Genomic DNA, 26,125 nt, shown 5'->3' on the forward strand with positions numbered 1-26,125 from the left:
CCGCGGCATGATTTCCATGCCCGAAGACCTCTCTGACGATCCTGTTCTGCTCAAGCAACTGCTTGAGCAGATGATCAACGAGCGCGCGTCCGACAAGGGCAAGATCGTTCATCTCGAAGAGGAAGTTGCGCTGTTGCGCCAGCGCCTGTTCGGGCGCAAGACCGAGTAGACAGGCGATGCGGCGACGCCATAGTTGCCGCTCTTCGACGAAGCGGAAAGCCTGGCAGAACCCTTGGATGAGGCTGGCGATGAAGAAGTCGTTGCGCCGACCAAGCGCCGTGGTAAACGCAAACCACTGCCGGCTGATTTGCCGCGTATCGAGGTTGTCCACGAACTGCCCGAGCATGAGCTGACGTGCGCTTGTGGCTGCCGCAAACATGCCATTGGTGAATAGGTCAGCGAACAGCTTGAAACCGTCCCGATGCAGATTCCCGTCATCAAACTTGTTCGCAAGGTGTACGGCTGCCGCAACTGCGAGTCAGCGCCCGTAACGGCGGACAAGCCTGCCCAGGTGATCGACAAGAGCACGGCTAGCCCGAGTGTGCTGGCCATGCTGCTCACCACCAAATACGTAGACGGCTTGCCGCTTCATCGCTTCGAAAAAGTGTTGGGGCGCCACGGTATCGATATCTCGCGCCAAACCTCGGCGCGCTGGGTGATTCAATGCAGCGAGCACTTCCAACCGCTGCTGAATCTGATGCGCGAAAGCCTGTTGAGCAGTCGGATCATCCACTGTGACGAAACACGTGTGCAGGTGTTGAAAGAGCCGGGTCGTGAGCCCAGCAGCCAATCCTGGATGTGGGTACAAACCGGCGGCCCACCTGATCGCCCGGTGATCCTTTTCGACTAAGCCACCAGCCGAGCGCAGGAGGTGCCGACGCGCCTGTTGGATGGCTATCGCGGCTATGTCATGACCGACGACTACGCCGGTTACAACGCGCTGGCCGCGCAGGACGGCGTGGAGCGATTGGGCTGTTGGGCGCACGCACGCCGCAAGTTCGTCGAAGCGCAGAAAGTGCAGCCCAAGGGTAAAACCGGGCGCGCAGACATCGCCCTGAATTTGATCAACAAGCTGTATGGCATTGAGCGCGACCTTAAGGACGGCAGCGATGAAGATCGTAAGGCTGCCCGCATGGAGCGCAGCCTGCCATTGCTGGCTCAACTGAAAAGCTGGGTAGAGAAAACGCAACCTCAGGTCACGACGCAGAATGCCTTGGGCAAGGCCATCGGCTACTTGGCCAGCAACTGGAGCAAGTTGGAACGCTACGTCGAGCACGGCTGCTTACCGATCGACAACAACGCAGCCGAGCGAGCGATCCGCCCGTTTGTCATCGGCAGAAAGAAATGGTTGTTCAGTGACACGCCCAAAGGTGCCACTGCCAGCGCACAACTTTACAGCTTGGTAGAAACGGCCAAAGCCAACGGCCAAGAACCCTATGCGTGGCTGCGCCACGCACTGGAACGCTTGCCGCATGCGGCCTCAGTGGAAGACTACGAAGCGCTGCTGCCGTGGAATTGTACACCTCAAATACACAGCTAGGTGCGCTGCCCATCTTTGGTTAGGTGGGGTTTATGGAGCGCTTACGCTGGAGTCGAGCGCTTAGGATGCTGGGCTCATGCTCGTCGCAAGTTCGTTGAAGCACAGAAAGTACAGCCTAAATGCAGAACCGGGCGTGCGGATATCGCGCTGAATCTGATCAATAAGCTTTACTGCATGGCGCGACTCGAAGACCTGCCGTGACACCGAGTGTAAAATCGGTCGTCACGAACACAGCGTACCGATACTAGCTCAGTTGAAAAGCTGGATCGAAAAAGGCACAACCACAAGTCACCGCTCAGAATGTCCTGGGCAAAGCCATCAGTTATCTCGCAAGTAACTGGAGCAAGCTGGAGCGATATGTCGAGGAATGCTACCTGCCGCTCGACACCAACGCCGCTGAACGCGCGATCCGCTCCTTCCTCATCGGAAGAAAGCGACACGCCCCAGGGCGCAACTTTACAGCCTGGTTGAGACCGTCAAAGCCAACAGCAAAGAGCTTTATGCGTGGCTGCGCCACGCACTCGAACGTCTGCCAACGGCGACATCGGTCGAAGATTACGAAGCCTTGCTGCCGTGGAACTGCTCACCCGCATCGCTCAGCTGAGCGCCATCCATATTGAGTTCGGTGGGGTTTGTGGAGCGCTTACAGTGGTTTACCGTGAAAGCGGCGCCGCTGCAATCATCGAAGCGGGTGAATCGCTCACAAGCGTTTCTTACTAAGGCGAGTCCAGGTGCCGGGCAATCAGAACTGCTTAGGCTGCAATTGCTGACAAGGCCAAGCCTTACGCGGCTTGGCCCCGTTGAAGGATTACTCGAACACTTCAGCGTTAGCCAACGCCACGCCGAGCTGATCCTTACCAGACAAGCTAGGGCTGAAATAAATCGGCCACTCGATGGCGATTTCCGGGTCATCCCACGCGATGCAACGCTCACTGGCGGGCGAGTAGAAATCTGTGGTCTTGTACAGGAACTCAGCGGTTTCACTCAGGGTGACAAAGCCGTGTGCGAACCCTGGGGGGACCCACAGCTGATTCTTGTTTTCCGCAGAAAGCACTGCACCTACCCATTTGCCAAAAGTAGGGGAAGAGCGACGGATATCAACGGCTACGTCAAAGACCTCGCCTTGTAGCACACGTACCAGTTTGCCCTGGGCATGGGGCGCGAGCTGGTAATGCAAGCCACGAAGCACTCCCTTGACCGATTTCGAGTGGTTATCTTGAACGAAGTCAGGCTGTAGTCCGGTGACTTCCTTGAAGACGTTGGCGTTGTAGCTCTCATAGAAGAAGCCACGCTCGTCGCCGAACACCTTCGGTGTAAACAGGCAGACTTCCGGAATTGCCAAGGATGTAGCGTGCATCAGAACACCTTTTCGTTAAGCAGGTTGCGCAAGTATTGGCCGTAACCGTTTTTGAGCAGAGGCTGAGCCAGTCGCTCGAGTTGCTCGGCGTTGATCCAGCCAGCGCGGAAACAGATCTCTTCCGGGCAAGCAACTTTGAGGCCCTGACGGCGTTCCATGGTCGCGATGTACTGACTGGCATCGAGCAGGCTGTCGTGGGTGCCTGTGTCAAGCCATGCGTAACCGCGGCCCATGATTTCCACATGCAGCTGTTCTTGCTGCAGGTACAGGTTGTTGAGATCGGTAATTTCTAACTCACCGCGGGCAGAAGGCTTGAGGTTGCGCGCCAAGTCCACTACTTGGTTGTCATAGAAGTAAAGCCCGGTTACGGCATAGCTGGATTTCGGTGAGGTCGGCTTTTCTTCAAGGGACAGTACACGGCCGTTGGAATCAAATTCAGCCACACCGTAACGCTCAGGATCATGCACATGGTATGCGAAGACGGACGCGCCAGAACCGCGCTTGTCTGCGTTGAGCAACAGCGACTGGAAATCATGACCGTAGAAGATGTTGTCACCTAACACCAGCGCAGATGGATTATCACCGATGAAGTCAGCGCCAATGGTAAATGCCTGCGCTAAGCCGTCTGGGCTCGGTTGCACTGCGTAAGTCAGATTGATGCCCCACTGGCTACCATCGCCAAGAAGTTGCTCGAAGCGCGGAGTGTCCTGAGGTGTGGAAATGATCAGGATGTCGCGAATGCCAGCCAGCAGCAGCGTGCCCAGAGGGTAGTAGATCATCGGTTTGTCATAAACCGGCAAGAGCTGCTTCGAAACGGAAAGTGTGGCAGGGTGCAGACGCGTTCCGGAACCACCAGCCAGAATGATCCCTTTGCGATTGGTTGCGTTCATTTGTTAAGAGCTTCCATGAGCATACGAGTAACGCCACTTTGCCACTCAGGCAGGTGCAGCTTAAAGGATTTGCGAAGCTTCGTTGTATCCAAGCGGGAATTCAATGGGCGACTGGCCGGGGTAGGATAATCGGTAGTAGCTATTGAATTCACCGCTTGGACCTCAAGATTCTCACCGTGATCCCTAGCGAACTGAATAACACAGCATGCGTATGCGTGCCATGTCGTTTCACCCATAGGTGCCAGGTGGTAGATACCGCTCAACTCAGGTTTAGCCCATGCTTGTTGGAGCGCAGCGACAGCGACATCTGCAAGTAGATCAGCCCCAGTGGGGACGCCTACCTGATCAGCGATGACGTTGAGCACAGGGCGGTCCTTTGCGAGCCTGATCATGGTCTTCGCGAAATTGTTGCCTCGAGCGGCGTACACCCAGCTAGTGCGGAATATTAGGTGCTTGCAGCCCGATGCCTGGATTAGCTGTTCACCCTCAAGCTTGCTGGCTCCGTAATAGTTCACAGGGGCGACGCTGTCGGTTTCTTTCCAAGGAATGGAACCTGTACCGTCAAACACGTAATCGGTAGAGTAATGAACCAGCCAGGCATCAAGGCGTTTCGCTTCGTCGGCGATCACCTTGCTAGCGAGTGCGTTGACGACATGCGCTGCATCACGTTCGATCTCAGCCTTGTCCACCGCTGTGTAGGCGGCTGCATTGAAAATCACGTCAGGGGCAACTGCTTGAATGGCATCACGCAATCCGTCTAGGTCTGATAAATCCCCTGCCAAGTCGCCGTAAGGCGTGCTTGCAAGGTGTCTATCAAGCGCTACCACCTCTCCGACAACGCTTAGCGCACGTTGAAGCTCCCAGCCGACCTGGCCATTCTTTCCGAGTAGCAGGATCTTCATGCTTGGCCTGTACGTGTACCGTAGTTATTGTCGATCCACTGCTGGTAGCTGCCGCTTTTAACGTGCGCAACCCATTCAGAGTTGTCCAGATACCATTGCACAGTCTTGCGAATACCCGACTCGAAGGTTTCTTCTGGCACCCATCCTAGTTCGCGTTGGATCTTGCTGGCGTCTATCGCGTAACGCAAATCGTGACCAGGGCGGTCTTGAACGTAAGTGAGGAGTTCAACATGGGGGCGGAATTTCGAATCAGGACGCAGTTCATCGAGCAGGGAGCAGACGGTCTGCACAACCTCTATGTTCTGCTTTTCGTTATGGCCGCCGATGTTATAGGTTTGGCCTACTTCGCCCTCGGTTACAACTTTATAGAGCGCCCGAGCGTGATCTTCAACATACAGCCAGTCACGGATCTGGTCGCCTCTGCCGTAGATAGGTAGGGGCTTGCCCTCCAGCGCGTTCAGAATCACCAGTGGAATCAGCTTTTCGGGGAAATGGAAAGGTCCATAGTTGTTCGAACAGTTCGTCACTAAGGTCGGCAAACCGTAAGTTCTTGCCCAAGCCCGTACTAAGTGGTCGGAACTGGCTTTGCTGGCCGAGTAGGGAGAGCTTGGTTGGTAGGGGGTGATCTCTGTAAACAGCTCCTCAGGGCCTTCCAAGTCACCGTAGACTTCGTCAGTGGAAATATGGTGGAAACGGAAGGACGCTTTCCGAGTCGGATCCAGCGACATCCAGTAAGCTCTGGCGGCTTCAAGTAGGGTGTATGTTCCGATGATATTGGTGTGAATGAATTCAGAGGGTCCGGAGATAGAGCGGTCAACGTGAGATTCTGCAGCTAGATGCATTACTGCATCAGGTTGATGCTCTCGAAAAACTTTATCTATTTTGATCCGGTCGCAAATGTCAATACGTTCAAATGCGTAGCGGTTATTACTATCGACAGAATGTAAAGACTCGAGATTGCCTGCGTAAGTAAGCTTGTCGACGTTGACTACGGAGTCGGCAGTATTATCAATAATGTGACGTATCACTGCCGAGCCGATGAACCCCGCACCACCTGTTACTAAAATTTTCACGACTAGCGCCTCCTTACATTATAAGATAAGAGTCATAACTATGCTTAAAGGATAAAGCAAGTCCATTTGGCTTAAAAAATTATAGCTGGACTGATTTTCCATCAAGGAGATACTGATTTATGGTATTCAGACATCGAATTCTCCGTGCGGTTCGCATAAATCCATAAAATATTTAAGCCGGGAGTTACGCTTTAGGCCGTAACTCATCCGACCGGTTGGTGTCTCTAGAGCTGAGTTGGAGTTCCTCATGTTTTGGAAGCGCTGCCTTTAATTTGCTGATTAACTGTAGTCAGTCTAAGTGGCATCCATGACTGATGTGAAATTAATCTCCGCCGAAAAGATCTCTTGTATAGACTTTATGAATGACATCTGTCAGCTCACTTGAATGCCTGTTTGTTATTATTATGTCGCAAGCTCTTTTAAATTCAGACAGGTCGTTGAGAACTGGAGAGTTGAAAAAGTCTCTAGCTTTAAGGGTCGGCTCGTATACGCGTACCTCAATGCCCTTGGCCTTAATTCTTTTCATTATCCCTTGAATGGATGAAGATCTAAAGTTGTCGGATCCGGTCTTCATCACTAGCCTGTAAATCCCTACGATTCTAGGCTTACGTTTGATTATGCTTTCAGCAATAAAGTCTTTACGTGTTGTATTCGAGTCGACAATGGCATTTATTAGCTTTTGCGGAACGTCTTTGTAGTTGGCGAGTAGCTGCTTAGTGTCCTTGGGTAAGCAATAACCACCATATCCAAAAGATGGGTTGTTGTAGTGGCTTCCAATCCGGGGATCCAAGCCAATTCCTTCGATTAACTGTCGAGGATTTAAATCGTGAACCTCAGCGTACGTGTCAAGTTCGTTGATAAAAGCTATTCGCATAGCTAAATATGTATTGGCGAAAAGCTTTATTGCTTCGGCTTCGCTAGGTTCTACTTGCAGTACTGGACAATCTTTATTCGCAGTTCCTGTAAGTAAAAGGTCAATTAAAGCCCTGCCTACATTAGTAACATCACCTACAATGATTCGCGACGGGTACAAATTATCATGGAGTGCTCGACCCTCTCTTAAGAATTCGGGAGAAAATAGAATATTTTTTGTTTCATAGCGCAGTTGCATGCGTGCTGTAAAGCCTACCGGTACCGTGGACTTGACGACAATCAACGCATCGGGGTTGATTTCTCTAATATCCTCAATGACATGTTCGACTGAACTAGTGTCAAAATAATTAGTGACGGGGTCATAGTCTGTTGGAGTAGCAATAAACACATATGTCGCGCCGACGTAGGCTCTATGTTTGTCAAGTGTGGCATCGAGCGCTAATTTAGAAGTTTCTAAGTAGGTCTTAATGTCGGGATCAATTATTGGGGATAGACCAGAATTGATCTGGTTTATGCGCTCAGGGTCAATGTCGAGGCAAGTGACTTCGTTGTGCTGCGCGAGTAGCACGGCGTTTGACATTCCGACATATCCGGTTCCAACCACAGTAATCTTCATAAATGTATCTTCGTTATAGTTTAGTATCGGATTAGGATTTACACTTGACTAAGTGAAAAATCTTCGCGATCTTTAGTCAAGTTAGGGCTGTAGTAGGGATCTCTATTAAGGATTTCTGACCAGCGTGACTTCATAAAATCGATTTCACTCTGAAAACGTCTGATTTTTTCTGGAGAGTCTTCTGCTCCCCTGCTAATTGACTCGTAGTGATAGAGTTCGGCATAAGGAGTCCACATGTTTCTATATCCTGCTGCACGGACTCTAAGACAGAAGTCAACATCATTGAATGCAACCTTAAGGTTTTCCTCGTCTAAGCCTCTAACTTCGTCGAAAACTTCTTTCCGTATTAGTAGACATGCCGCGGTAACGGCCGACAGGGTTTGTGGAAGCTTTAACCTGTAGAAGTAACCCGGATGATGCCTATCGAAATGCTTATGACTGTGCCCTGCAACACCACCTAATGAACAAATGACTCCCGCATGCTGAATAGTGTCGTTGCTGTAGTAAAGTTTTGCACCAACGCAACCGATTTCTTTGCGTATGGCATACGACACCATTTCGGTGAGCCATTCTTCATTGATAACCTCTACGTCATTATTGACTAAACCGATTAATTTGCCTTTGGCAAATTTAGCGCCATAGTTGTTAATGGCTGAGTAGTTGAAAGGAAAATCATATTTGATAACCTTCACATTTTCATATTCGAGTTGTATTTCCGCAAAAAATTCTAGGGTCTCAAGTTCCACGCTTCCATTATCGAGGATGATGATTTCAAAGTTCTTATAGCTTGTCTTCTCAAGAATACTACGGACGGCTACCTCAGTTAATGACCTGCGATCTCGTGTAGGGATGAGCAAGCTTACGAGCGGAGGGTTCTTAGGGATAGGCCAACGAACCCTAAAAGTATTTGGGGCGGGACCGAGCTCGACACGTATGCTGCGATTTATTTTTGCAAAATGATGCCTAAGCGCTTTGACTCCAGCATCTGACGTATACGATTTTTCGCCAGCGTCCATCGCGGTGGAACCTTCGAGGACCCTCCAGTGATAGAGGATGTGGGGAATATGTACAATTTCTTCAGCTTCCACATGCTCAAGGCAACGCAAAATCAGGTCGTAGTCTTGGCTGCCTTCCACACCTGTTCTGAAGCCCTTCACTTTTTTTAATAGAGACGTTTGGTACACCCCGAGATGAGATACGTAGTTTTGAGAGTAAAATAGTTCGGGGTTCCAGTCGCTTTTGAAGTGGGGGTCGAACCGCCTACCCAAGATGTCGATCTTGTCCTCATCGCTATAAATTACTTTGCAGCCGTTATTTTCATTGATTGCAACTGCAACATGAAATAGAGCATTAGTCGCCAGCAGATCATCATGATCTAGTAGAGCGCAATAATCGCCTGTGGCGAGTGCCAACGCTGAGTTCGAGCATCTTGAGATATGTCCATTTTTTCGACGGACAGTGTATTTAATTCGGCCATCCTTATTTGCGTACGAGCTCAAGATTTTGGCAACCGAAGGATCAGTGGATGCATCATCAGCGATGCACAACTCCCAGTTTTCATAGCTTTGCGATAAAACTGACTCAATACATTCTTCAAGCAACGGGCCATTGCTGTTGTAGGTGGGAAGCAAAATAGAGATTTTCGGATTTGTTTTAAGTTTAGCTATTGATATTTTAGCATCTTCTCTGCTTATCGCGGTGGAAAGCTCAACGTTCTCAATCCAATCAGCATAAGTTGAGTCAACGTTGTCTACTGCCAGACTTTCCGAGTACCGTTTATAGAGATCATGGGTACTTTCCAAGGTAGGCAATGAACTAGGTTTCGGAATTGTAACCTCTGAAATGTTCTCACGCTGCTTGCTCAGCAGCGTGAGTTCCTTTCTCGCATCAACTTCGCTCAACTTCCGAATTTGAAACGCATGAACGCTAAAACGACCCGGGTACTCAAGAGGGTCAAATCGAAAGGATGTGACGTTTTCGCTAAAATAAATAATCCGTGAGCAGAGTTGGTTGTTTGTGATCTTCAGACTATATGAGCCATGCTCTGAAAATCCAGTGCCATAGTCAGCATATATTCTTGATATGGATTTTCTCTTTTTACAACTGATCAATACATGTACTACGTACCAGCCTTTTATAAGAGGGAGGTGACTACGATCTAAGAAAAAGTACGGATCATTACCCGTTGAAGTCCACTCTGGTCCGGAGTCTAAATTGGGTTCAATGTCATGGGCAGGCAAAAGTTTGTCGATTGAGCTGCATTTAAGTTGTGGGTCCTTTGAATCGCTTAGCAAAGATATTGCTAGGCCAACATTGAATTTGATATATTCGGCTAGTTCAGGTTTATCTTCGATAATTTGTGCATAGAGGCCTAGGGCTTTAGAGTATTCTTGACGTTGGAAGAATTCATTGGCGTTTACCAGGGTAGATTTGCTAATCGAGTTGGGCTTCATTTCTATACCGTGGCTGACTGACGATAGCTAAACATTGTTTTAGCGATGATGTTCTTCATGCACTCCCCTAGCTCACGCCATTTTCTCCACTCAATATGAGGATGTTGAACTTCGAGTTCGGAAAATTGTGCATCAAGCGCACTCAGCAAACTTACAAGACGGATTTTGTCTTGTTCAGGTAAACTCCTCCAAACTTTGATATCCATCAGAGCAGGTGTTTCAAACCGGAGTTCAAATCGTTCCCCCTGATCATCTACTTGCTCGGGATACCAACATGAAAGAAACGGATCAGGGACTCTCGAAAACTCAATTCGAGGATGTCCGCCAAATGGCTCCCCGGCGGCGTCTACTGTTGATAAAGTGTATTCTACTGCATCCCAATGTGTCTCGCCCTGAACTACATTTTCCAGCTTTAACCTCAATCCGTGATATCCCCCGTTATGGGAAAGTTCCACTAACGAAATATGATCGAATCTCAATACCGGGGGGTGTGTTGCGATCGCTTTAGCAAGATATCGAAGTCCAAAGTTCAGTTCGGTACTATACTGCTCACCAAGCCTTTCTGTAGAATTCGAGATGAATCTCAAAAGGTCTTCAACTATTTCTTGGACGAGTACCCAATCACTTGGGCCAAAGCTCGATAATATCTTTTCCACACCGGAATGTTCGGATGCGGTGATCAATAGCTTATTGGCTTCATGAGTACATGCTGGCCAGCGCATGAAAGGAGTATTTGAATTTTTGTAAGCTGCTCTGGGGAATTCTAAATGTAAAATGCCATTTACAAAACTTGTATAGAACTGAATGGAATCAAAAAACCGGCCACCTACAAAAACGTCAGATATATGCCAATGTAAAACTCTAACCTTTTTGCTTGCGCTCACATCTTTTATGGCTACAGCTGACCCTAACCAACGATGCGGTAGTGCAGAATTTAGACGGTCTATATAGCGCAGCGAATTGTCAATTTGGTATTGCAAATCTTTTGCGTTTGCCTGAGCTTCCTCTAAAGCGGCTTGCACTTTGAATAGTTCACGTATGAGCATATTCCGCTCTTCTAGGTGATGGTCAGTGAGAGTTTTTAAGCGCGTAGAGCAAGCAGTCTCGATTTTATCGAAGATCACTGCTATCTCACTGAGACCTTTAGCATATTCAAAATCAGATGGTTCGTTCACGCTGTCACCAATCTAGTACAAACGGAAGTCAAAGGTTTTTGGCGTGAAAATACTAGCTTGTAAATTCTCATTTATCTATTACGCTCGTGCGACAGCCCATTAGGCCACAGGTGTTCCCAAAGACCTTCACCTCGACTTCATCGCCCTTTTTGAGAGTGGACTCATGATGAAAGTAAAAACCGCACATTCCATCTTTCGAAATTTTTTTATCTTTAAGGTCGGGCCTAAAGTACTTAGCGTTGGAGCGGCCCCGAAAACTACCATTAACAAATACGCTCAACTGTATCTCGCAACTTTCGCCGTCCTGGCGGGATACCCACCCGGATATGAATTTTTCATTAGACTTGTCGACTGCGCCAATTAGCTTTTCATTGAATATTGACGATCCAACTATTTCTTCGAGGAGCTTTATTTCTTTCTTCAAGGAAGTTATTTTTGTTTCAGGTAGTTGATAAAAGCTGTCCTTAAAGTCATGAATTTCAAAATAGCTCGAGTCTTTTAGGGTAAGCTCGCCACCCATCGCATCACCACGGTTCAGCTTCTTGAGAATAAACTCTTCTTTGGATTTTATGACGTAATGGTTGACTCTTAGCGGTCCCTTAACAACATGCTTCGCTATACCCTTTGGCATATTAGTTGCTGGTTCAACCACGCCTGCTTCAATTTCTATAAAGTCGGTCAAGGGATCTCCAGTGGTGTCCACACGTTTGTAAGGTGGGTAAAGATAAGAAATGTGTGGGCCTATTTGGTAAGCAAATGCAAGTTTGGTCGCAGATTTCAGATGGCAGTTTTTCCCGTGCATTTCATCATTTGAGCAATGTTTGAAACGCTCAAGAACAGGGCGGCCATCTTTTTTCTCAAGACCGGATGACCCAAAACATCTCCAGTTGATACCGACCATCCCAACGTCGGGTTTGCTAATCAATCTCTCTAACTCTAAGTACTCAGAGCCATCTTCAAATGAATCATGTACTAAAAATTCATCAGCATCTAAGAATAGAATGGCATTTTGGTCACTCACGAAACGCTCGGAAATTCTACGATAAGCAGTGAGCTGAGAATTTCCTTGCAACTTAGGCTGATACATTACCTCGGTAATTCCTTTACTGCTTAATGCTTCAAGCAATTGCAGTGTTTTGTCATTTGAGCCATTGTCAGCAACTATAAAATTCTTGAATCCAGCTAATCGATGCCAAGCCAACCATTCGAGCACGTAGTCGTATTCATTCTTAAAAATAGACCCAATACGAATTTCCATAACTTTTTCAATTACCTGCGTAGCGACGATAAAGAACCAACCGAGATTGCTTGCATATATCCATTAGCATGCATCCTTAAGAAGAGGTCTGCTGCGTCGGGCTCTTGCTCAATTGTATCGAGATTGATCTTACATGCAAATCCGCAGTTAGTTGGTGCACCCTGGATATGCAGCGCCACGTCTTCGCGCGTGATTGATTCCACGGTATCGAAGGGGTAGTCCTTGCCATTGATACCTAGAGAAAAACCTAACTCAGAGCCGTCGTCAGAGAATGCCCAGCCGACAATTGTTAAGTTTCTGTTGTGCTCTGTTTTATCGATAGCTACTCGAATATCCGGGATTCTTGGTGGAACCACATTCACTACGCTGTCCGGCACGCCATTTGCTGACAACAGTTCTTTGAGCCGATCAAGTTCCATGCATGTTTTGTCAAGCAGCGTTTGGTCGAAAGACTCATTAATCTCGTTTACATCATGAGCATTAAAGAAATTGATGTCTCTGTCAAGTTTGGAATTATTTTTAACTGTTGCTCGACCCCTGCTTTTTTTATAAAGAAATTCGCCATATGATTTTATGATGTAATGATTGAGTCTGAGGTTCTCCCAACACACCACTTCACTCAATCCCTTGATTCCGCTCAGGTCTTGTTTCAAGTCACCGCCGGCGGTGTCAATATACGTAAATCCAGGCTTGAGTTTGAATAGATGTGGATTTTCTTCAGTGCCATCATAGGCAGCAGCTTTGACTATGGACTTGTAGTGCCTGTTAACTCCAAAATTTTTCTCGCCTCTTCCTTGAAATCTTTGTATGACTGGTCGCGGATCAAATTCTTTGACTCCAGACGACCCATAACTGGCCCAGTTTACTGCGATCGCTCCAGCTGTGATTCTCTTTCCTACTATTCTTTGAATAACAAGCTTGAGGTCACCCTCGTCTGGAAGAAGGAACTCGTCAGCGTCAATAAAAGCAAACCAATCAGCTGATGCATAATTTTCTTTCATTAGCTTTTCATAGGCGGGAAGCTGTGGTGCTCGATCGGGAGGTGTTGGGAATTTCAATAAATGTATCAAGCCTAATGTGCTCAAGGCTTCAAGCAAAGTTTTACCGTTATCTGTACTGCCATTGTCAGCAATAAAAAATCTGTCGACTCCAATAGTGCGATGATAGGCGAGCCATTCGAGTATGTAAGGCCCTTCATTTTTAAAAATGGAGCAAATGGCTAATTTCAAGTCGCTGTCTTCCTTTATCAACGTCTTTGCTTTGTGCCATAGTTGCTATGACCAATTGGCTCAGACGGTAAATAATTACGGTCGATTTTTCTTGTTAGAAAGCGCGGACTACAACCCTCAGAGTGAGTGGTATTGCCTAACTGTAGTCGCTTCAAAACTTATCAATTTTTTGCATTTCTATCAAGTAGAGGCGGTAGAGAAAGGCCTCCGTATGGGCCGCTCAGATAATCAGTGCTTAAGCCAGGATGGTAGTGCGGATCACTCCAGTCGTTCCATCTTGCAATAAACTGTTGTTGCTCTCTCTGTGCTCGCGCCAATTTCTCTGCTGAAACATCCTTTCCCCTACTTGCCGATTCAGCATGAATCAGTTGACTCGATGCGCTCCAGATAATATGTTTGCCTTGTTGAAGAATGCGCATACATAAATCTACATCGTTGAACGCAACTGGGAACGCCGTTTCATCTAGTCCTCCTAATTCATCGAATAACTCTTTATGCATTAACAGGCAAGCAGCGGTTACAGCACTTTGGCGACGTGTTAATTGGTTCATTCCAAGGTAGCCGGCATCATCCCGGTGTAAGTTGTTACCAGTATGCGCTGCCAAGCCATTAATTCCTACAACAACCCCTCCGTGTTGCACCATGTTGTTAGGCCATAAGAGCTTTGCACCTACTGCGCCAACGTTGGGCTGCAGTAATTGAGCTATCATTTCCTTCAGCCAAGAAGGTTCGATTACCTCTATGTCATTGTTGACTAAACCAATAACAGTGCCTGTGGCAATCTGCGATGCACGATTGTTAATGGTTGAGTAATTGAATGAATCGTCATGGTCGATGACTATAACGCCCCTAGCTTTTATTTCGTCCAAGTAATCTAAAGTTTCAGGGTCTGTTGACTGATTGTTTACGACTATTATTTCGAGGTTTGAATAATCAGTTTCGCCCAGCAAACCCTCTACGCAAGCGTGCAGCAGCTTGTATTGGTCGCGGGTGGGCACGATCAGACTTACGCGGGGTACCACTCTGGGTAGTGGCCATTGAGCTCTGAATAAGGCAGGATATTCCGGGATAGGGTTAACACTAGTTCCCGGCGCTAGCGATTCGCATAACCATTTCACCGCCTTTAGTCGCTCCAGCGAGAGCGCCGCTTGCTCGGGACTTCCCGGCAGGTGGTTAGAGCGGTGATAAAGGACGCGAGGCAACCTCACAACTTTCGCTTCGTTGCGGTGGGTAACTAAGGCAATCGCGGCGATCAGGTCATGCCATCCAACGTGTTTATCAACATAATCTGGCAGCAGGCCCATGGCCTCACTGACGACTCGCTCGCTAAAGATCGCTCCAGGCGTGAAGACGTCAGCTCCTATGAAAAGGTCGATATCCCAAACCGGTTTTAACCAAGGCAAAGTTCTTTCGCCTTCACCGCCATCTTGATCGCAATCCGCATAGGCCCAAGCTGCGCCGTCGTCCAGCAAAGCGCTCAAGTGCCCAAGCGCAAAGTTGGCTAAGCGATCACCTGCATGCACAGGCAATATCCGATCACACCCAGAGGCGATTAGCTTCTCAACCGCGAATCTTAGATCGCCGAATTCAGCTTTAGCCAATTTATGTATATCCCGACCATAAGCGGAGATGCTCGCTTCCGTGCGCTCCTCTAATTCACGATCGCCCCCGCTAATCAATAATAATCCAAGCTTACCTTGCATGGAGGGCGTGAGATCTTCGTCGAGGACTTGAAAAGCATTAAACCATTCTGGGTAACAATTCCAGCCTGCGCTCTTGGGTTGCCGCAAGTCATGTTCCTTTGCAACCCTCATCAGCAGATCAAGTACAGGGGCATCCTGCGCTGAGCGCAGCCTTCCAATCATTCCTTGGATCCCCTCTGGCCAGCAGCACAAGCGAATGGGACTTCCGGCTAGTGGTTGACCCATATCGTTAATTATTTCAAGCTGATGTACTTCGCCATCGGCTAAATCCCAAGGTAAGTCGATGGAAAACCCATGGTCACTTGTCGCTCTATATGCCAGAGCCTGATTGTGCTTATTACACACAGTATGGACGATCTGTTGGCCGCCCTCCCGGACGGTGACTTGGACATGCCGGCTTGGCTCGCTAGGATCCCAGCACCAACCGCCGACACTCAGGCCGCCCGTATGCCATACCTGGGACGAGACTCCAGCGCTATCTTTCCTGATCGCAGTTGGTATATTTAATCTCCCCTGCAATGCAAATGATTGGTTGGCTATGTGAGCAGTTATCAACAGAGCTTCATCAAGCCAGCGCTGACGCAGTTGTACTGCGAAGCCGTGGTATTTATCTCCCATAGGTGCCTTCGGCTCATACTGGTCGGCACGTACCAGTGCAACGCTTACGCCATCAATGACAATCTCAACAACCGGACGAAGTTGTGGCTGCGTCTTGTCCATGGCCCAGCCGTGTAGCACGTCGCCCTGAAGGCCAAGAATGGCGCCATCATAAGCGGGAAGAGTGACGGGCGCGGTCATTTGTTGATCCAGCAGGTGTTCGATCATTGGGCCAGACTCAGGGTAAATGGCAAAGAGGCAATGGCAGTAGCCACTGTTTCGCTTGGCGGCAGGTTGGTGCAGTGGAATAACGGCAAGTCTAGTAGAGCCGCTAATCTGGGTGCAGCCCAATCTTTGTTGGGGTTCTCTACCAAGCTCAGAACGGCTTCACCTCCAGCAGCCTGGGCTCGTTCGGCTAAAGTGAAGTCATCTAGTTCGGGTAGTACATGAATGATTGCTGTCGATTGCAAATGATCCACTACAGGTCCATCGTTCGGCGCAATCAGACGAATGGGCAGCCTCGCGTGGTTTATGTACCGCGCAAAAGCCAGCCAGCTCTGAACAATGGCGGGTTCACGCAGGTTGTCTCCAATTATCAGGCACTGAGGCTGGTGTGTAGCTTCTCGGCTGCACAACGGAGTTACTGCTGCCGTCAGCTTAGCGTCCGGCAGTAGATCAGTGTAGCTGTGTTTCAGCGCTGCACGTGGCAGTTGCACGCTATCAGCCCCGCTTACAAAAGAGCGCCAGTCATAATCGCTATGCGGATCGATAAGACAATCGTCGTTGCAATGGATTCTGTATGGGACTTTCAGCATTGTTGGTAGATCACATAACTCCAAGGGGCAGCGGGCAAGATTCTGGAACGCGATTGCTTTAATCGGGAGAAGGTGCATGCTTTCGACGAGACGATTGAAATCCTCAGGTAGGTCGAATTCTAGATGCAAAGGCAAAGGGGCCAGCGGAGCCGTTAGTATCACCCAGGTACGATGGCTGCTGTGGTGATATGTAAGACTAAAGGCAGCATCCTCGTTATTGTGTCTGTGGATGTAAAGCGTTTCCTCTACCGATGCGTGCCAAATTGCAACTCGCTTCCACGCAGGCTTGTTAGCCAGGCACTCCATGCGCGCCTGCTGCAAGGCTTGGCGTGCAGCCTTGATGGGATCGCGAAGGCAAAATGCTTTATAGCGCGCCGATGCGTCGGGGTAGCGTTTGCGCAGTGTGGCGTTGTTCATCGCGACACGCAGTGCCTTCTCGGCCCCGAACGAAATCCCGCCCTGATGCGCCACAAACACATTTGGCGCGCCCATATGGCGCCAACCGTGGCTGCGGGCGCGCAGGCACCAATCGGTTTCTTCACCATAACCGCGGGCCAAGTGGACCTCATCGAGGTAGCCCACCTCGTCGATTGCCGCCCGCTTGATGTACAGGCAAAAGCCGCAGCCCGTCTCGATTTCCACCGGCGGGCTGTCGACTTGGTGGGCCAATTCATCCAGTTCGGCCTGCGCCTTGGCACTGGGCATGTCATGGCAAATCTGGCTGCGAGGGAAGCTCATCAACTCGCCGTTGTTGGTGAACGGCGTGACCGATGCGATGCGTTCGTCGCTATAGGCCACTTTACGCAAGCGATCCAGCCAGGCACCGTGCACGCGGGTATCGGCATTTAGCCACACCACGTCCTTGTCCGGGCTCAGGGCCATGGCGCGGTTCATCGTGCGGATGAACCCAAGGTTCACTGCGTTTTGTATCAGCGTGATTTTCCCTTTGGCAGCTAGCACTTTGAGCGCCTTGGCCAGCGCTGGGAGGGGCGTCTTGTCTTCAATCACCACCAAACGATGCGCTGTACGGTTCAATTTGCGCGCGTCCAGCGCGCTATTGATGCACTCCAGTGTTTGCTCGAGGCCGTTATAGACCGGTATCAGCACATCCACCGGGTTGTTTTCCCCATCACCCGTACTGGCGGGGGGGACGAAGACTGGCATGGCGTAAACCGGGCTGCCGAGCAGGGGAGTGCCATTGGCGAACTGTAGAGTAACCGCAGGCGTTGGGTTGGGCACGCTCACCCGTAACCCGCCATGGCTTGCTGGCAGACCTGCAGCGCTGAGCAGCGGATGGCTGACAGTTGCGGTCGCGTTGATGCGCCTGCCATTGGCTTCGATTTGAATAGAGGCGGGTACTTGAAGGTTCTGCAAATCGACTGCCCAGCCCTGGATTTCCTTATGATCAGGCAGATAACGCACAACCCCGACAGTACCGGGAGCATCACTTTGTGCGGCAAGCAGCTTCAGCACGACCGCCAGCTCTTTGCCTGTATGGATATCGGGCAGGTGAGCCAGAATCATCCGGCGCAGCACCGCAGGTGTTTCCGAAAAGCTGCGGGCCTCCCAGAGGGTCAGGCGCAGGCCAAGGTCGTTGGGTTGAAGTTTCCAGGCATCGGTCAGGTAGCGCGTGGCCAATGCAGGCTGGCCTTGCGCCAACAGGCTACGCCCCACCAACGCGTGGATATCTGCCCGGTCGGGCAAAGCCTTGGCGGCATTGGCAAAAAATAAAAAAGCCAGCTGGGGCTTCTGCGGCATGGCCGCGATGCCTTTCCATACGAGTGCTTCGGCCCGGTACTCGGGAATCTGCAACGCACGTTCGAGTGCAGTTGCCGCCGCGTCGTGCTCATTGGCCTGACGGTGGCGGTGGAAGATGTCCATGAGCGTTTCTCGCCCATGGTCGAGTTGTCTGGACATAAGCTTGGCTTGGCTACAAAAAATAAAAAGAAGGGCGACTCGAGAGCCGCCCCCTTTGCCATACGCCCGGCCTTGCGGCCGGGTGTACGTTGCGCTACGGCAGGGCTAGTTACACCTGGCCGTGCAGTACAACGACGTTGTCGATGTGGTCTGCAGCTTCGGCGGAACCAACGATGCCCAGGGCGACGTCGGCGTGGGAAACGCCTGCAGCCAGAGCTTCGGTCCATGCGGCCTTGCCAGCTGTGTCGGCTTCGCGACCCAGAGCGGACTGGTACAGGGAGTCGACGAAGTCGCTGTTGGACTTGTCGGTAGCTTCAGCCGAACCAACGATGGCCTTGGCAACTTCTGCGCGGCTTGCACCGTTGAACAGAGCTTCTACCCAAGCGTTCAGGCCAGCTTCTTCGGCGTCACGGCCCAGTACGTTGGAGTACAGGTCGTTCACGAAGGTAGCGTTGGAAGCGTCCAGCTCCTGAGCTTCAGCCGATACTGCGATAGCAGCAGCGACGTCAGCCAGCGAGCCGCCAGCAGCCAGCACTTCTTGCCATACCTGAGTGCCGCCTTCTTCAGCGTTACGACCCAGCAGAGCGTTGTACAGCTCGTTGATGTCGGTAGCGTTGTTGGCGCCGGCGAACTCGGAGGAGTTCAGGAAGGTGTTAGCGATGTCAGTCAGCGAAACGCCAGCGTTGACAGCTTCAACGAAGTTCTTCGCGCCAGCCAGGTCAGCGTCACGACCCAGGATGCCTTGGTACAGGCGCAGGGCGGCTGCTTCTTCGTCGCTGTGAGCCAGGGCTACAGTTTCGGTGGTGTCACCGTTAACGAAGGTCAGGAACTCAGCGTCAGTGATGGCGGCAGTTTGGTTGCCGGTCAGGTTGACGTTGAAGTTGTTGCCGACGGTGAAGGTGTAGTCGTCGCGCGAACCGTCCAGCTGGACGACGTCGTAGCCAGCACCGGCGTTGACGATGTCAGCGTGGTTGCTACCGCTCAGGATGATGGTGTCATCGCCCGAACCGGTGGTCACGTTGTTGTTGCCCAGGCCAGCGATAACGGTATTGTTGCCGTTGCCGGTCACGATGGTGTCGTTGCCGTCGCCAGCGTCGATCAGGGTGTTCTGGTCGCCTTTGACAGTGATGACGTCGTCACCGTTGCCAGTTGCAACTACCAGCTCGATCGCCGAAGTATCAACGGCAGCTGGAGCGATGGCAGCAGCGAAGGTTTGAACGTCGCCAGCAGCTGCTTGACCTTGCAGGTCAACAACCAGGTTGGCATCGCTCTGCAGCACGTAGGCGCTAACGCCAGCGGCTTCGGCAGCAGCCAGGTCAACGACGACTTGGTCACCTTTAGCGCCTTCGACTTCGCCGATAACGACGTCAGCTTGGCCGGAAGTCGGCAGCTGAACAACGTTACCTTCGATACCAGCGATGTTTACGGTTTCAACGGTGTCCAGGTTCAGTAGGCTGCTGATGGCAGCGATGGTGTTTTCGGACAGGTTGGCGCTTTCGGCGGTCAGGGTGTCTTGCAGATCGCTGCTCGACTGAGGGCTATCGTATTGCATGATGTATTCCTGTTACTTCAGGCCAATTGGCCCGCTGCAATAGTATTCTGCTGAGACGCAGAGTTTTCCCACGGAGACTTAAGGCGGGCAGCGTTCATCTTCGTTACGGGTGTTAGGGCGAGGTGCAAGGCCACCAGCGGCTCGTTGCCGGTGGGGCCGTGCATCATCTGATTTGCGACCAGGCGTTGTGGTTCCGTATTTTTGAAAACAACAAGGCCAGTCAATTCGTAATGCTTGCGCAGCGGGCCTACCAGGCTGAAACCAACACAGATCAGCGGTAGCCCCTGGCCACGGGCACCTACCACGGTGCCTGTCGATACATTGCGGCATGGCCCGGAGCCGGCCACCATGCAGGTGTAAAGAAGATCGACACCCACCGGCTTTTCTGCCCAGTCGATGGCGAAGGAGTCGATGAATTCATCAGCACCGGGTTCGCCTACCCAGCCTTCGCTGGACGCGACTTCACCGCTCTGGCTCAGGTGAGCGGTGAGGGTGATGGGCAGTGGCTTGCTGCTGGCGGCAATGGCTTGCGAAGGGTCGCTGCTGGCCACTACTGCGAAAGTACGCATGATGGCGGGGGAGGTGTCGATGCGATCGATGCGCAGGTCCACAGGTTCGATCACTTCATCGAACATGTGATACTCGGTGATCAGTACGGTTGCTACCCCGGCTTTGACCCTAGCGACGATAGTGTCGCCAAGCTTGGTCAGCATGTTTTTGCTGACACCCTCTGCGGGGAAGAAATCAATCGAGCCTTTGCCTAGGGGCGCTTGCTGTAACGCGATGCATACAGGCTTGTCAGCCGGGGGCTGAGAGGCGTACCTGAAGATATACATGCCCGGTTCGAGCAGCGTGACCCGTGAGCTGATTTTCAGGCCGTCAAGGGTCTGCGAAGGGATAGACATGGCGTTGTTAAGCTCCTTTTAAGCAAAAACACTGGCAGCTAACGTGCTCAAACCCGTGCATACACTGAACGGCCATCGATGGCTCCTTGCGAGTGGCGAAGATGCCGCCGGAGGGGGAGGATGTCAACCAAGAAATCTAAAAAAAAATTCATGTCTGTAGGGAACTTAGCTATAAGGAACGGGATCTTTGAACGTTTTTTTTTCTTAACTGAGTGCCATGCTAGGATTCTCTAGTAGTCAAAAAAAATCAGTAAATTCATATGCTTGTATTTTTTTTGCGCTTTTTAGTCTTGAGGCGGTGGTTTTATGGCGCCCGTTTTTCGGCACAGTTGCGAGTCTCTGCCGTTGGTCGCTCTGACCTCCAGTGCACGTGGCCGTTGCCAATTCTGCTCAAACATTTCATGAAATTCTGCTGTTCGTCGCTGAACGAAGGCGTTCGAGGAGCAATCTGACACGCTGCCCTCTTTGGTGGGTGTTACACTGCCCGCCGCTTTCGCCACTCTTCAGTACGGACACCATGAGTTATCAATCCGAAAACAATCTGCAAGCCGCCCTCAGAGCCTGCAAGAGCAGCTTCCTTTCGGTAGGCTTCTTCAGTTTCTTCGTCAACGCACTCATGCTGGTGCCCACGTTCTTCATGATCCAGGTATCGGGCCGCGTGGTACCCTCCAGCAGCACCTCCACTTTGCTCATGCTTACGCTGATCATGACCGTATTGGTCGCGACAATGGGCGCCCTGGAGTGGGTGCGCTCGCGCATCATGGTGCGCATCAGTAACCGCTTGGACGTGATGCTCAGCCGCGATGTGTACAGGGCTAGCTTCAAGCGTGCCCTGACCAGCGGTGGCTCCGATGCTACGGCGCAGTCCCTCAATGACCTCACCTCGCTGCGCCAGTTTTTCACAGGGCCCGGGCTTTTTGCGTTTTTCGATGCGCCGTGGTTTCCCATCTACACCATCGTGATGTTCCTATTCCATCCATGGTTCGGCTGGATGACATTGTTCTGCGGCGCAGTCTTGACCGTGCTGGCAGTCGTCAATCACCGCTCTACAGGCGGTGCACTGGCAGAAGCCAACAAGCAGAATGTGGCGTCCAACGTGGTGACGAACAGGACCTTGCGCAATGCCGAGGTCATCGAGTCGATGGGCATGCTCGAGACCTTGATGAACCGATGGGCCAAGCGGCAGCGCAACATCATGCTGCTGCAGTCCAATGCGAGCGATAAAGGCGGCGTGATCAGCTCCACCTCCAAAACGTTCCGGATCTGGTCACAGTCCATCATGCTGGCGATGGGCGCATACCTTGTGGTGACGCACGAAATCAACCCTGGCCTTCTGATGGCAGGTTCGCTGCTACTGGGCCGGGCGCTGTCCCCCATCGACCAAATGATCGGGAGCTGGAAGGGCTTCGTCGCCGCCAAAGTCCAATACGACCGCCTCAGCAAGGTCATGGACGACCTGAAAAACGAACCCGAGCGCATGCCGCTCCCTGCGCCAGAAGGGCACATTCAGGTCGAAAACCTGATCGTCGCCCCACCGGGTGCGAAGGCACCGGTCATTCGCAGTATCAGCTTCGTGGCCCCGGCTGGTTCCATCGTCGGCATCGTCGGCCCAAGCGCCGCTGGTAAATCCACGCTGGTACGGGCCTTGATGGGCATTTGGCCCCCGCAGCACGGCGTGGTCCGCCTCGATGGGGCCGACATCGCCAGTTGGGACAAGCAGGCCCTAGGCCCTTACGTGGGCTACCTGCCGCAAGACATCGAACTGTTCGAAGGCAGTATCAGCGAGAACATCGCCCGCTTCGACAAGATAGACCCGGAAAAGGTAGTGGAAGCGGCCCAGATGGCCGGCGTACACGAGATGATCCTCATGCTGCCCGATGGCTACGACACGGTGATCGGCAGCGATGGCGTCAACCTGTCCGGCGGCCAGCGTCAGCGTATTGGTCTGGCCCGTGCTATTTATGGCAACCCGCGTCTGGTTGTGCTCGACGAGCCCAACTCCAACCTCGACGACGTCGGTGAGCGGGCCTTGGGCGTTGCTCTGCAAAAGCTCAAGGCGACCGGTGCCACGGTATTCATCGTTTCGCACCGCCCCAATATCCTGACCCGCCTGGACCGCATCCTGGTCATGTCCGGCGGCACCATTTCGCTGTACGGCGAGCGCGACCGCGTCATCGCCGAGCTGGCAGCGCAACAGGCCAAGACTCAGCAGCGGGTCGCTCAGCCTGCGCCTGGCCAGCCTCCTGCCTCGCCGCCCGCGGCACCCAACGCCGCGCCGCCTGCCGCCCCCGCGGCGGCGCCTGCCGCCACCACCAGCACCGGCGTTTGAAAGGATTTCTAGATGAGCAGTAAAGCGATCACCACTTTCGATCACAACTTCGACGACATGCCTACGTCCGATCGCGGCATCCGTCGCATCGGCCTGACCATCGTCTTCGTCACCTTCGGCATTTTCGGCAGCTGGGCGGCGTTTGCACCGCTCAGCAACGCTGTGCACGGCTCCGGCGTGGTCACCGTGCAGAACTACCGTAAGACCGTGCAACACCTGGAGGGCGGCATCGTCAAGGAGCTGCTGGCCCGTGACGGTGACCTGGTCAAGAAGGGTGACCCGCTGATCGTGCTGGACGAGTCTCAGCTCAGCGCCGAGTACGAGTCCACCCGTAACCAACTGATCGTGGCGCGCTATAAAGAAGCACGCTTGCGCGCTGAGCGCGACGGGCTGGACCAAATCCCGCCTGTGAAGATGGACGGCACCGATTCGGCCCGGGCTCAGGAGGCCATGGCGGGTGAGTTGCAGGTGTTCAATGCGCGGCGCAATTCGTTGCAGGGTGAAATCTCGGTGAACCGTGAGCGCATCCAGCAGATGAAGCAGCAGATTGCCGGCCTGAACGACATGATCGGCACCAAGAGCGGCCTGGAAAAGTCTTACTCCGGCGAAATCAAGCAGCTCAAGGAGTTGCTGGCCGAGGGCTTCGTGGATAACCAGCGCTTGCTCGAGCAGGAGCGCAAGTTGGACATGCTCAAGACCGAAGTCGCCGACCACCGGTCGAGCATCACCAAGACCAACCTGCAGATAGGCGAGACCGAATTGCAGATTGTGCAGTTGAAGAAGAAATTCGACGCCGACGTGGCAAACGAGCTTTCAGACGTTCAGGCCCAGGTCTTCGACCTTCAGGAAAAAGAAGCAGCGCTGCGTGACCGCCTTTCGCGTGTGGTGATCCGCGCACCCGAAAGCGGCATGGTGTTGGACATGAAGGTGCACACCATTGGCGGTGTGATCAGTGCAGCCACGCCGATTCTGGATATCGTGCCTGCACAGTCGGAGTTGGTGGTAGAGGCCAAGGTGGCCACCCGCGACATCGACCGTCTGGAGTTGGGTAAAACTGCAGATATTCGTTTCAGCGCCTTCAACCAGGCCACCACGCCGGTCATCGAGGGCAAACTGGTGCGCATTTCCGCAGACAGCCTGACCGACGAGCGCAGCGGCGACAGCTATTACCTGGTGCGTGTGAAGGTGACCGAGGATGGCATGAAGAAACTTGGCGACCGCAAGCTGCACCCCGGCATGCCTGCCGAAGTGCTAATCAACGCCGGCGACCGCACCATGCTGCAGTACCTGCTCAAACCGGCCCGCAACATGTTCGCCGAATCGCTGATCGAGGAATGACTGTGCTGCGTTTGCTACCTGGAATGCTGATGTGCATGGTCGCCTGCCAGGCGGTGGCCGTGGAAGGGAAGGGCGAGCCGGCGGACATGCCCAAGGCGGTATCGGCCTCTACCTACACGCTGGACCTGGCTGGCCTGTATCGTGAGGCGCGTCTGGAAGACCCGCGGGTGCTGGCAGCTTATGCTCGTGCGCGAACTGCCGAGGCCCAACAGCGTGAAGCCTTGGGCGGGCTGCTGCCGCAGGTGTCGGCCAACGCCAACACCAGCCGCGTACTGCGCAAGAACGAAATCGACCGCGACATCTACAACAACGAAACCTATTCGTTGAGCCTGACCCAATACCTGTACAACAAGCCGGCCTGGGAGCGCTACCAGAAGTCCAAGAGCGTCAAGGACCAGAAGGGCCAGCAGGCCGAGGACACTCTGGCCGAAGCCACGGTAGACCTGGCCAAGCGCTACTTCGTGGCCCTGGCGGCCGACGATGAGCTGGCGCTGGTGCAGGCCGAGCGCCGTGCTACGCAAAAGAACCTGGACCGGGTCACTAGCATGTTCGACCGGCAGATGGCCAAGATCACCGACAAGCTGGACATGCAGGCGCGTGTGGACTTTCTCGCCGCCCAAGAGGTGGAAGCCCGCAATCAGGTGCTGGTCAGCCGTGAGGCATTGGCCGAGATCGTAGGTCGGCCGATCACCGAGCCTTTGAGCCGGGTGCGTAACGATGTGGCATTGCAGGCACCTGCTCGGCCTTTGCAGGAGTGGTTGGCTCAAGCCGTTGAAGCCAACCCGCAGCTCAAGGCCTCCCGTAGTGGTGCCGAGGCTGCCATGGCCGCCGTGCGTGAAGGGAAGGGCGAGCACTATCCGCAACTGTCCCTGAGCCTGAGTGCCCAGCAGAGTGACCAGGGGTACGACAACACCCAGGCCCCGCGCAGCGACAGCTATGTGGCAAGCCTTGGGGTGAAGATCCCGATCTACAGCGGGGGCTCGACGTCGGCGCGGGTACGCGGGTTGTATGACGAGCAGGTCGCTGCCGAGGAACAGCTTGAAGGCATCCGCCGGCAGGTAGTGAAGGAAACCACCACGGCCTTCCTCACAGCCCAGGCGGCGGTCGAAAAGATTCGCGCCAACCGCAACGCGCTGTCCTCGGCTCAGCAGTCCAGCTTGGCTGCGCAGAAGGCGTTCAGTTACGGTGTGGTCAATGCGGTCGATGTACTGACCAGCGTGCAGAACGAGTTCAAGGCTCGTCGAGACTTGCTCAAGACCCAGTACGACTTCATCACTAACCTGTTTTTGCTTAACCGTTGGGCGGGCCAGCTCAACCAGGACAGTGTGGACAATGTGAACGTGTGGCTGAGCCCTGTGCCTGAGCCTACCTTGCCGGGGGGTGATGTGGCGCGGCTGGATGCGCGCCGCTGATCGGGCTTGGTGATGCGCAGCGGCCCTGGGGTTTCAGCGTCTTAGCTGATGGCGCCGGGTCTGCTGCGCTGTCCACCGCCGCTTGTTCACGGCCCCGGCAAGGCCGCCGATACACGAATAATCGCTAGCCCTCAGCTACGCCGCAACGCAGTCGCCCGTCCCCAGAATTCGCAAACTTCAGACTTTTCCTA

16 protein-coding genes and 2 pseudogenes are annotated in these 26,125 nt (G+C 52.6%); 5 read left to right on the forward strand and 13 right to left on the reverse strand.

The genetic code is table 11. From position 1 onward, the window contains the following. Window positions 1-7 precede the first annotated feature (7 nt). Together tnpC and HU725_RS06330 are read left to right on the forward strand one after the other, a co-directional pair. Window positions 8-1,540 (forward strand): annotated as a pseudogene (tnpC, locus tag HU725_RS06325) (IS66 family transposase). A gap of 48 nt (window positions 1,541-1,588) precedes the next feature. Continuing rightward, window positions 1,589-2,144: pseudogene (locus HU725_RS06330) on the forward strand (IS66 family transposase); the annotation flags it as partial. A 204-nt stretch (window positions 2,145-2,348) separates the two neighbouring features. Here the strand turns inward: HU725_RS06330 and rfbC are convergent. From rfbC to HU725_RS06395, 13 genes are all read right to left on the reverse strand, one after another. Further along, entirely contained in the window at window positions 2,349-2,897 is a 549-nt protein-coding gene (rfbC, locus tag HU725_RS06335; RefSeq protein WP_186476580.1) for a dTDP-4-dehydrorhamnose 3,5-epimerase, read from the reverse strand. Then, window positions 2,897-3,787: a glucose-1-phosphate thymidylyltransferase RfbA gene (rfbA, locus tag HU725_RS06340; protein WP_186476581.1), complete on the reverse strand. Its 891-nt coding sequence runs from the start codon at window positions 3,785-3,787 to the stop codon at window positions 2,897-2,899. Before rfbA ends, rfbC begins: the two co-directional genes overlap by 1 nt. Further along, complete coding sequence (gene rfbD, locus HU725_RS06345; RefSeq protein ID WP_186476582.1) at window positions 3,784-4,689, reverse strand: dTDP-4-dehydrorhamnose reductase; 906 nt, start codon at window positions 4,687-4,689, stop codon at window positions 3,784-3,786. The genes rfbA and rfbD overlap by 4 nt, the downstream gene beginning before the upstream one ends. Next, entirely contained in the window at window positions 4,686-5,762 is a 1,077-nt protein-coding gene (rfbB, locus tag HU725_RS06350; RefSeq protein WP_186476583.1) for a dTDP-glucose 4,6-dehydratase, read from the reverse strand. The genes rfbD and rfbB overlap by 4 nt, the downstream gene beginning before the upstream one ends. Before the next feature lie 322 nt (window positions 5,763-6,084). Continuing rightward, window positions 6,085-7,251, reverse strand: a complete 1,167-nt coding sequence (locus HU725_RS06355; protein WP_186476584.1) for a nucleotide sugar dehydrogenase — start codon at window positions 7,249-7,251, stop codon at window positions 6,085-6,087. Between the two features lie 38 nt (window positions 7,252-7,289). After that, a complete protein-coding gene (locus tag HU725_RS06360) occupies window positions 7,290-9,704 on the reverse strand; it encodes a glycosyltransferase family 2 protein (RefSeq protein WP_186476585.1) in 2,415 nt (804 codons plus the stop codon). 2 nt (window positions 9,705-9,706) lie between these two features. Beyond that, the gene (locus tag HU725_RS06365; protein WP_186476586.1) at window positions 9,707-10,879 is read right to left on the reverse strand and encodes a hypothetical protein; all 1,173 of its coding nucleotides are present in this window, start codon (window positions 10,877-10,879) and stop codon (window positions 9,707-9,709) included. Window positions 10,880-10,946: 67 nt separating this feature from the next. Further along, window positions 10,947-12,137 carry a glycosyltransferase family 2 protein gene (locus HU725_RS06370; protein WP_186476587.1) on the reverse strand — a complete coding sequence of 397 codons (1,191 nt, stop codon included), beginning with the start codon at window positions 12,135-12,137 and terminating at the stop codon, window positions 10,947-10,949. An 11-nt stretch (window positions 12,138-12,148) separates the two neighbouring features. Further along, window positions 12,149-13,366 (reverse strand): glycosyltransferase family 2 protein, encoded by a 1,218-nt coding sequence (locus tag HU725_RS06375; protein WP_186476588.1) that lies wholly within the window; start codon window positions 13,364-13,366, stop codon window positions 12,149-12,151. Between the two features lie 161 nt (window positions 13,367-13,527). Next, window positions 13,528-15,894: a glycosyltransferase family 2 protein gene (locus HU725_RS06380; RefSeq protein ID WP_186476589.1), complete on the reverse strand. Its 2,367-nt coding sequence runs from the start codon at window positions 15,892-15,894 to the stop codon at window positions 13,528-13,530. Beyond that, complete coding sequence (locus HU725_RS06385) at window positions 15,891-18,362, reverse strand: glycosyltransferase family 2 protein (RefSeq protein ID WP_186476590.1); 2,472 nt, start codon at window positions 18,360-18,362, stop codon at window positions 15,891-15,893. The genes HU725_RS06380 and HU725_RS06385 overlap by 4 nt, the downstream gene beginning before the upstream one ends. Window positions 18,363-18,507: 145 nt before the next feature. Next, window positions 18,508-19,950 (reverse strand): DUF4214 domain-containing protein, encoded by a 1,443-nt coding sequence (locus HU725_RS06390; RefSeq protein WP_186476591.1) that lies wholly within the window; start codon window positions 19,948-19,950, stop codon window positions 18,508-18,510. A gap of 17 nt (window positions 19,951-19,967) precedes the next feature. After that, window positions 19,968-20,849: a hypothetical protein gene (locus HU725_RS06395; protein WP_060479722.1), complete on the reverse strand. Its 882-nt coding sequence runs from the start codon at window positions 20,847-20,849 to the stop codon at window positions 19,968-19,970. 523 nt (window positions 20,850-21,372) lie between these two features. Here HU725_RS06395 and HU725_RS06400 point away from each other — a divergent pair. From HU725_RS06400 to HU725_RS06410, 3 genes are read left to right on the forward strand one after another with little or no spacing between them, the layout of a single operon-like run. Then, window positions 21,373-23,184 carry a type I secretion system permease/ATPase gene (locus HU725_RS06400; protein ID WP_186476592.1) on the forward strand — a complete coding sequence of 604 codons (1,812 nt, stop codon included), beginning with the start codon at window positions 21,373-21,375 and terminating at the stop codon, window positions 23,182-23,184. Between the two features lie 12 nt (window positions 23,185-23,196). Beyond that, complete coding sequence (locus tag HU725_RS06405) at window positions 23,197-24,522, forward strand: HlyD family type I secretion periplasmic adaptor subunit (protein WP_186476593.1); 1,326 nt, start codon at window positions 23,197-23,199, stop codon at window positions 24,520-24,522. Further along, the gene (locus HU725_RS06410) at window positions 24,519-25,934 is read left to right on the forward strand and encodes a TolC family outer membrane protein (protein ID WP_186476594.1); all 1,416 of its coding nucleotides are present in this window, start codon (window positions 24,519-24,521) and stop codon (window positions 25,932-25,934) included. Before HU725_RS06405 ends, HU725_RS06410 begins: the two co-directional genes overlap by 4 nt. Window positions 25,935-26,125 lie beyond the last annotated feature (191 nt).

It is taken from the genome of Pseudomonas promysalinigenes (genome assembly GCF_014269025.2).
GTDB classification, from domain to species: Bacteria; Pseudomonadota; Gammaproteobacteria; order Pseudomonadales; family Pseudomonadaceae; genus Aquipseudomonas; species Aquipseudomonas promysalinigenes.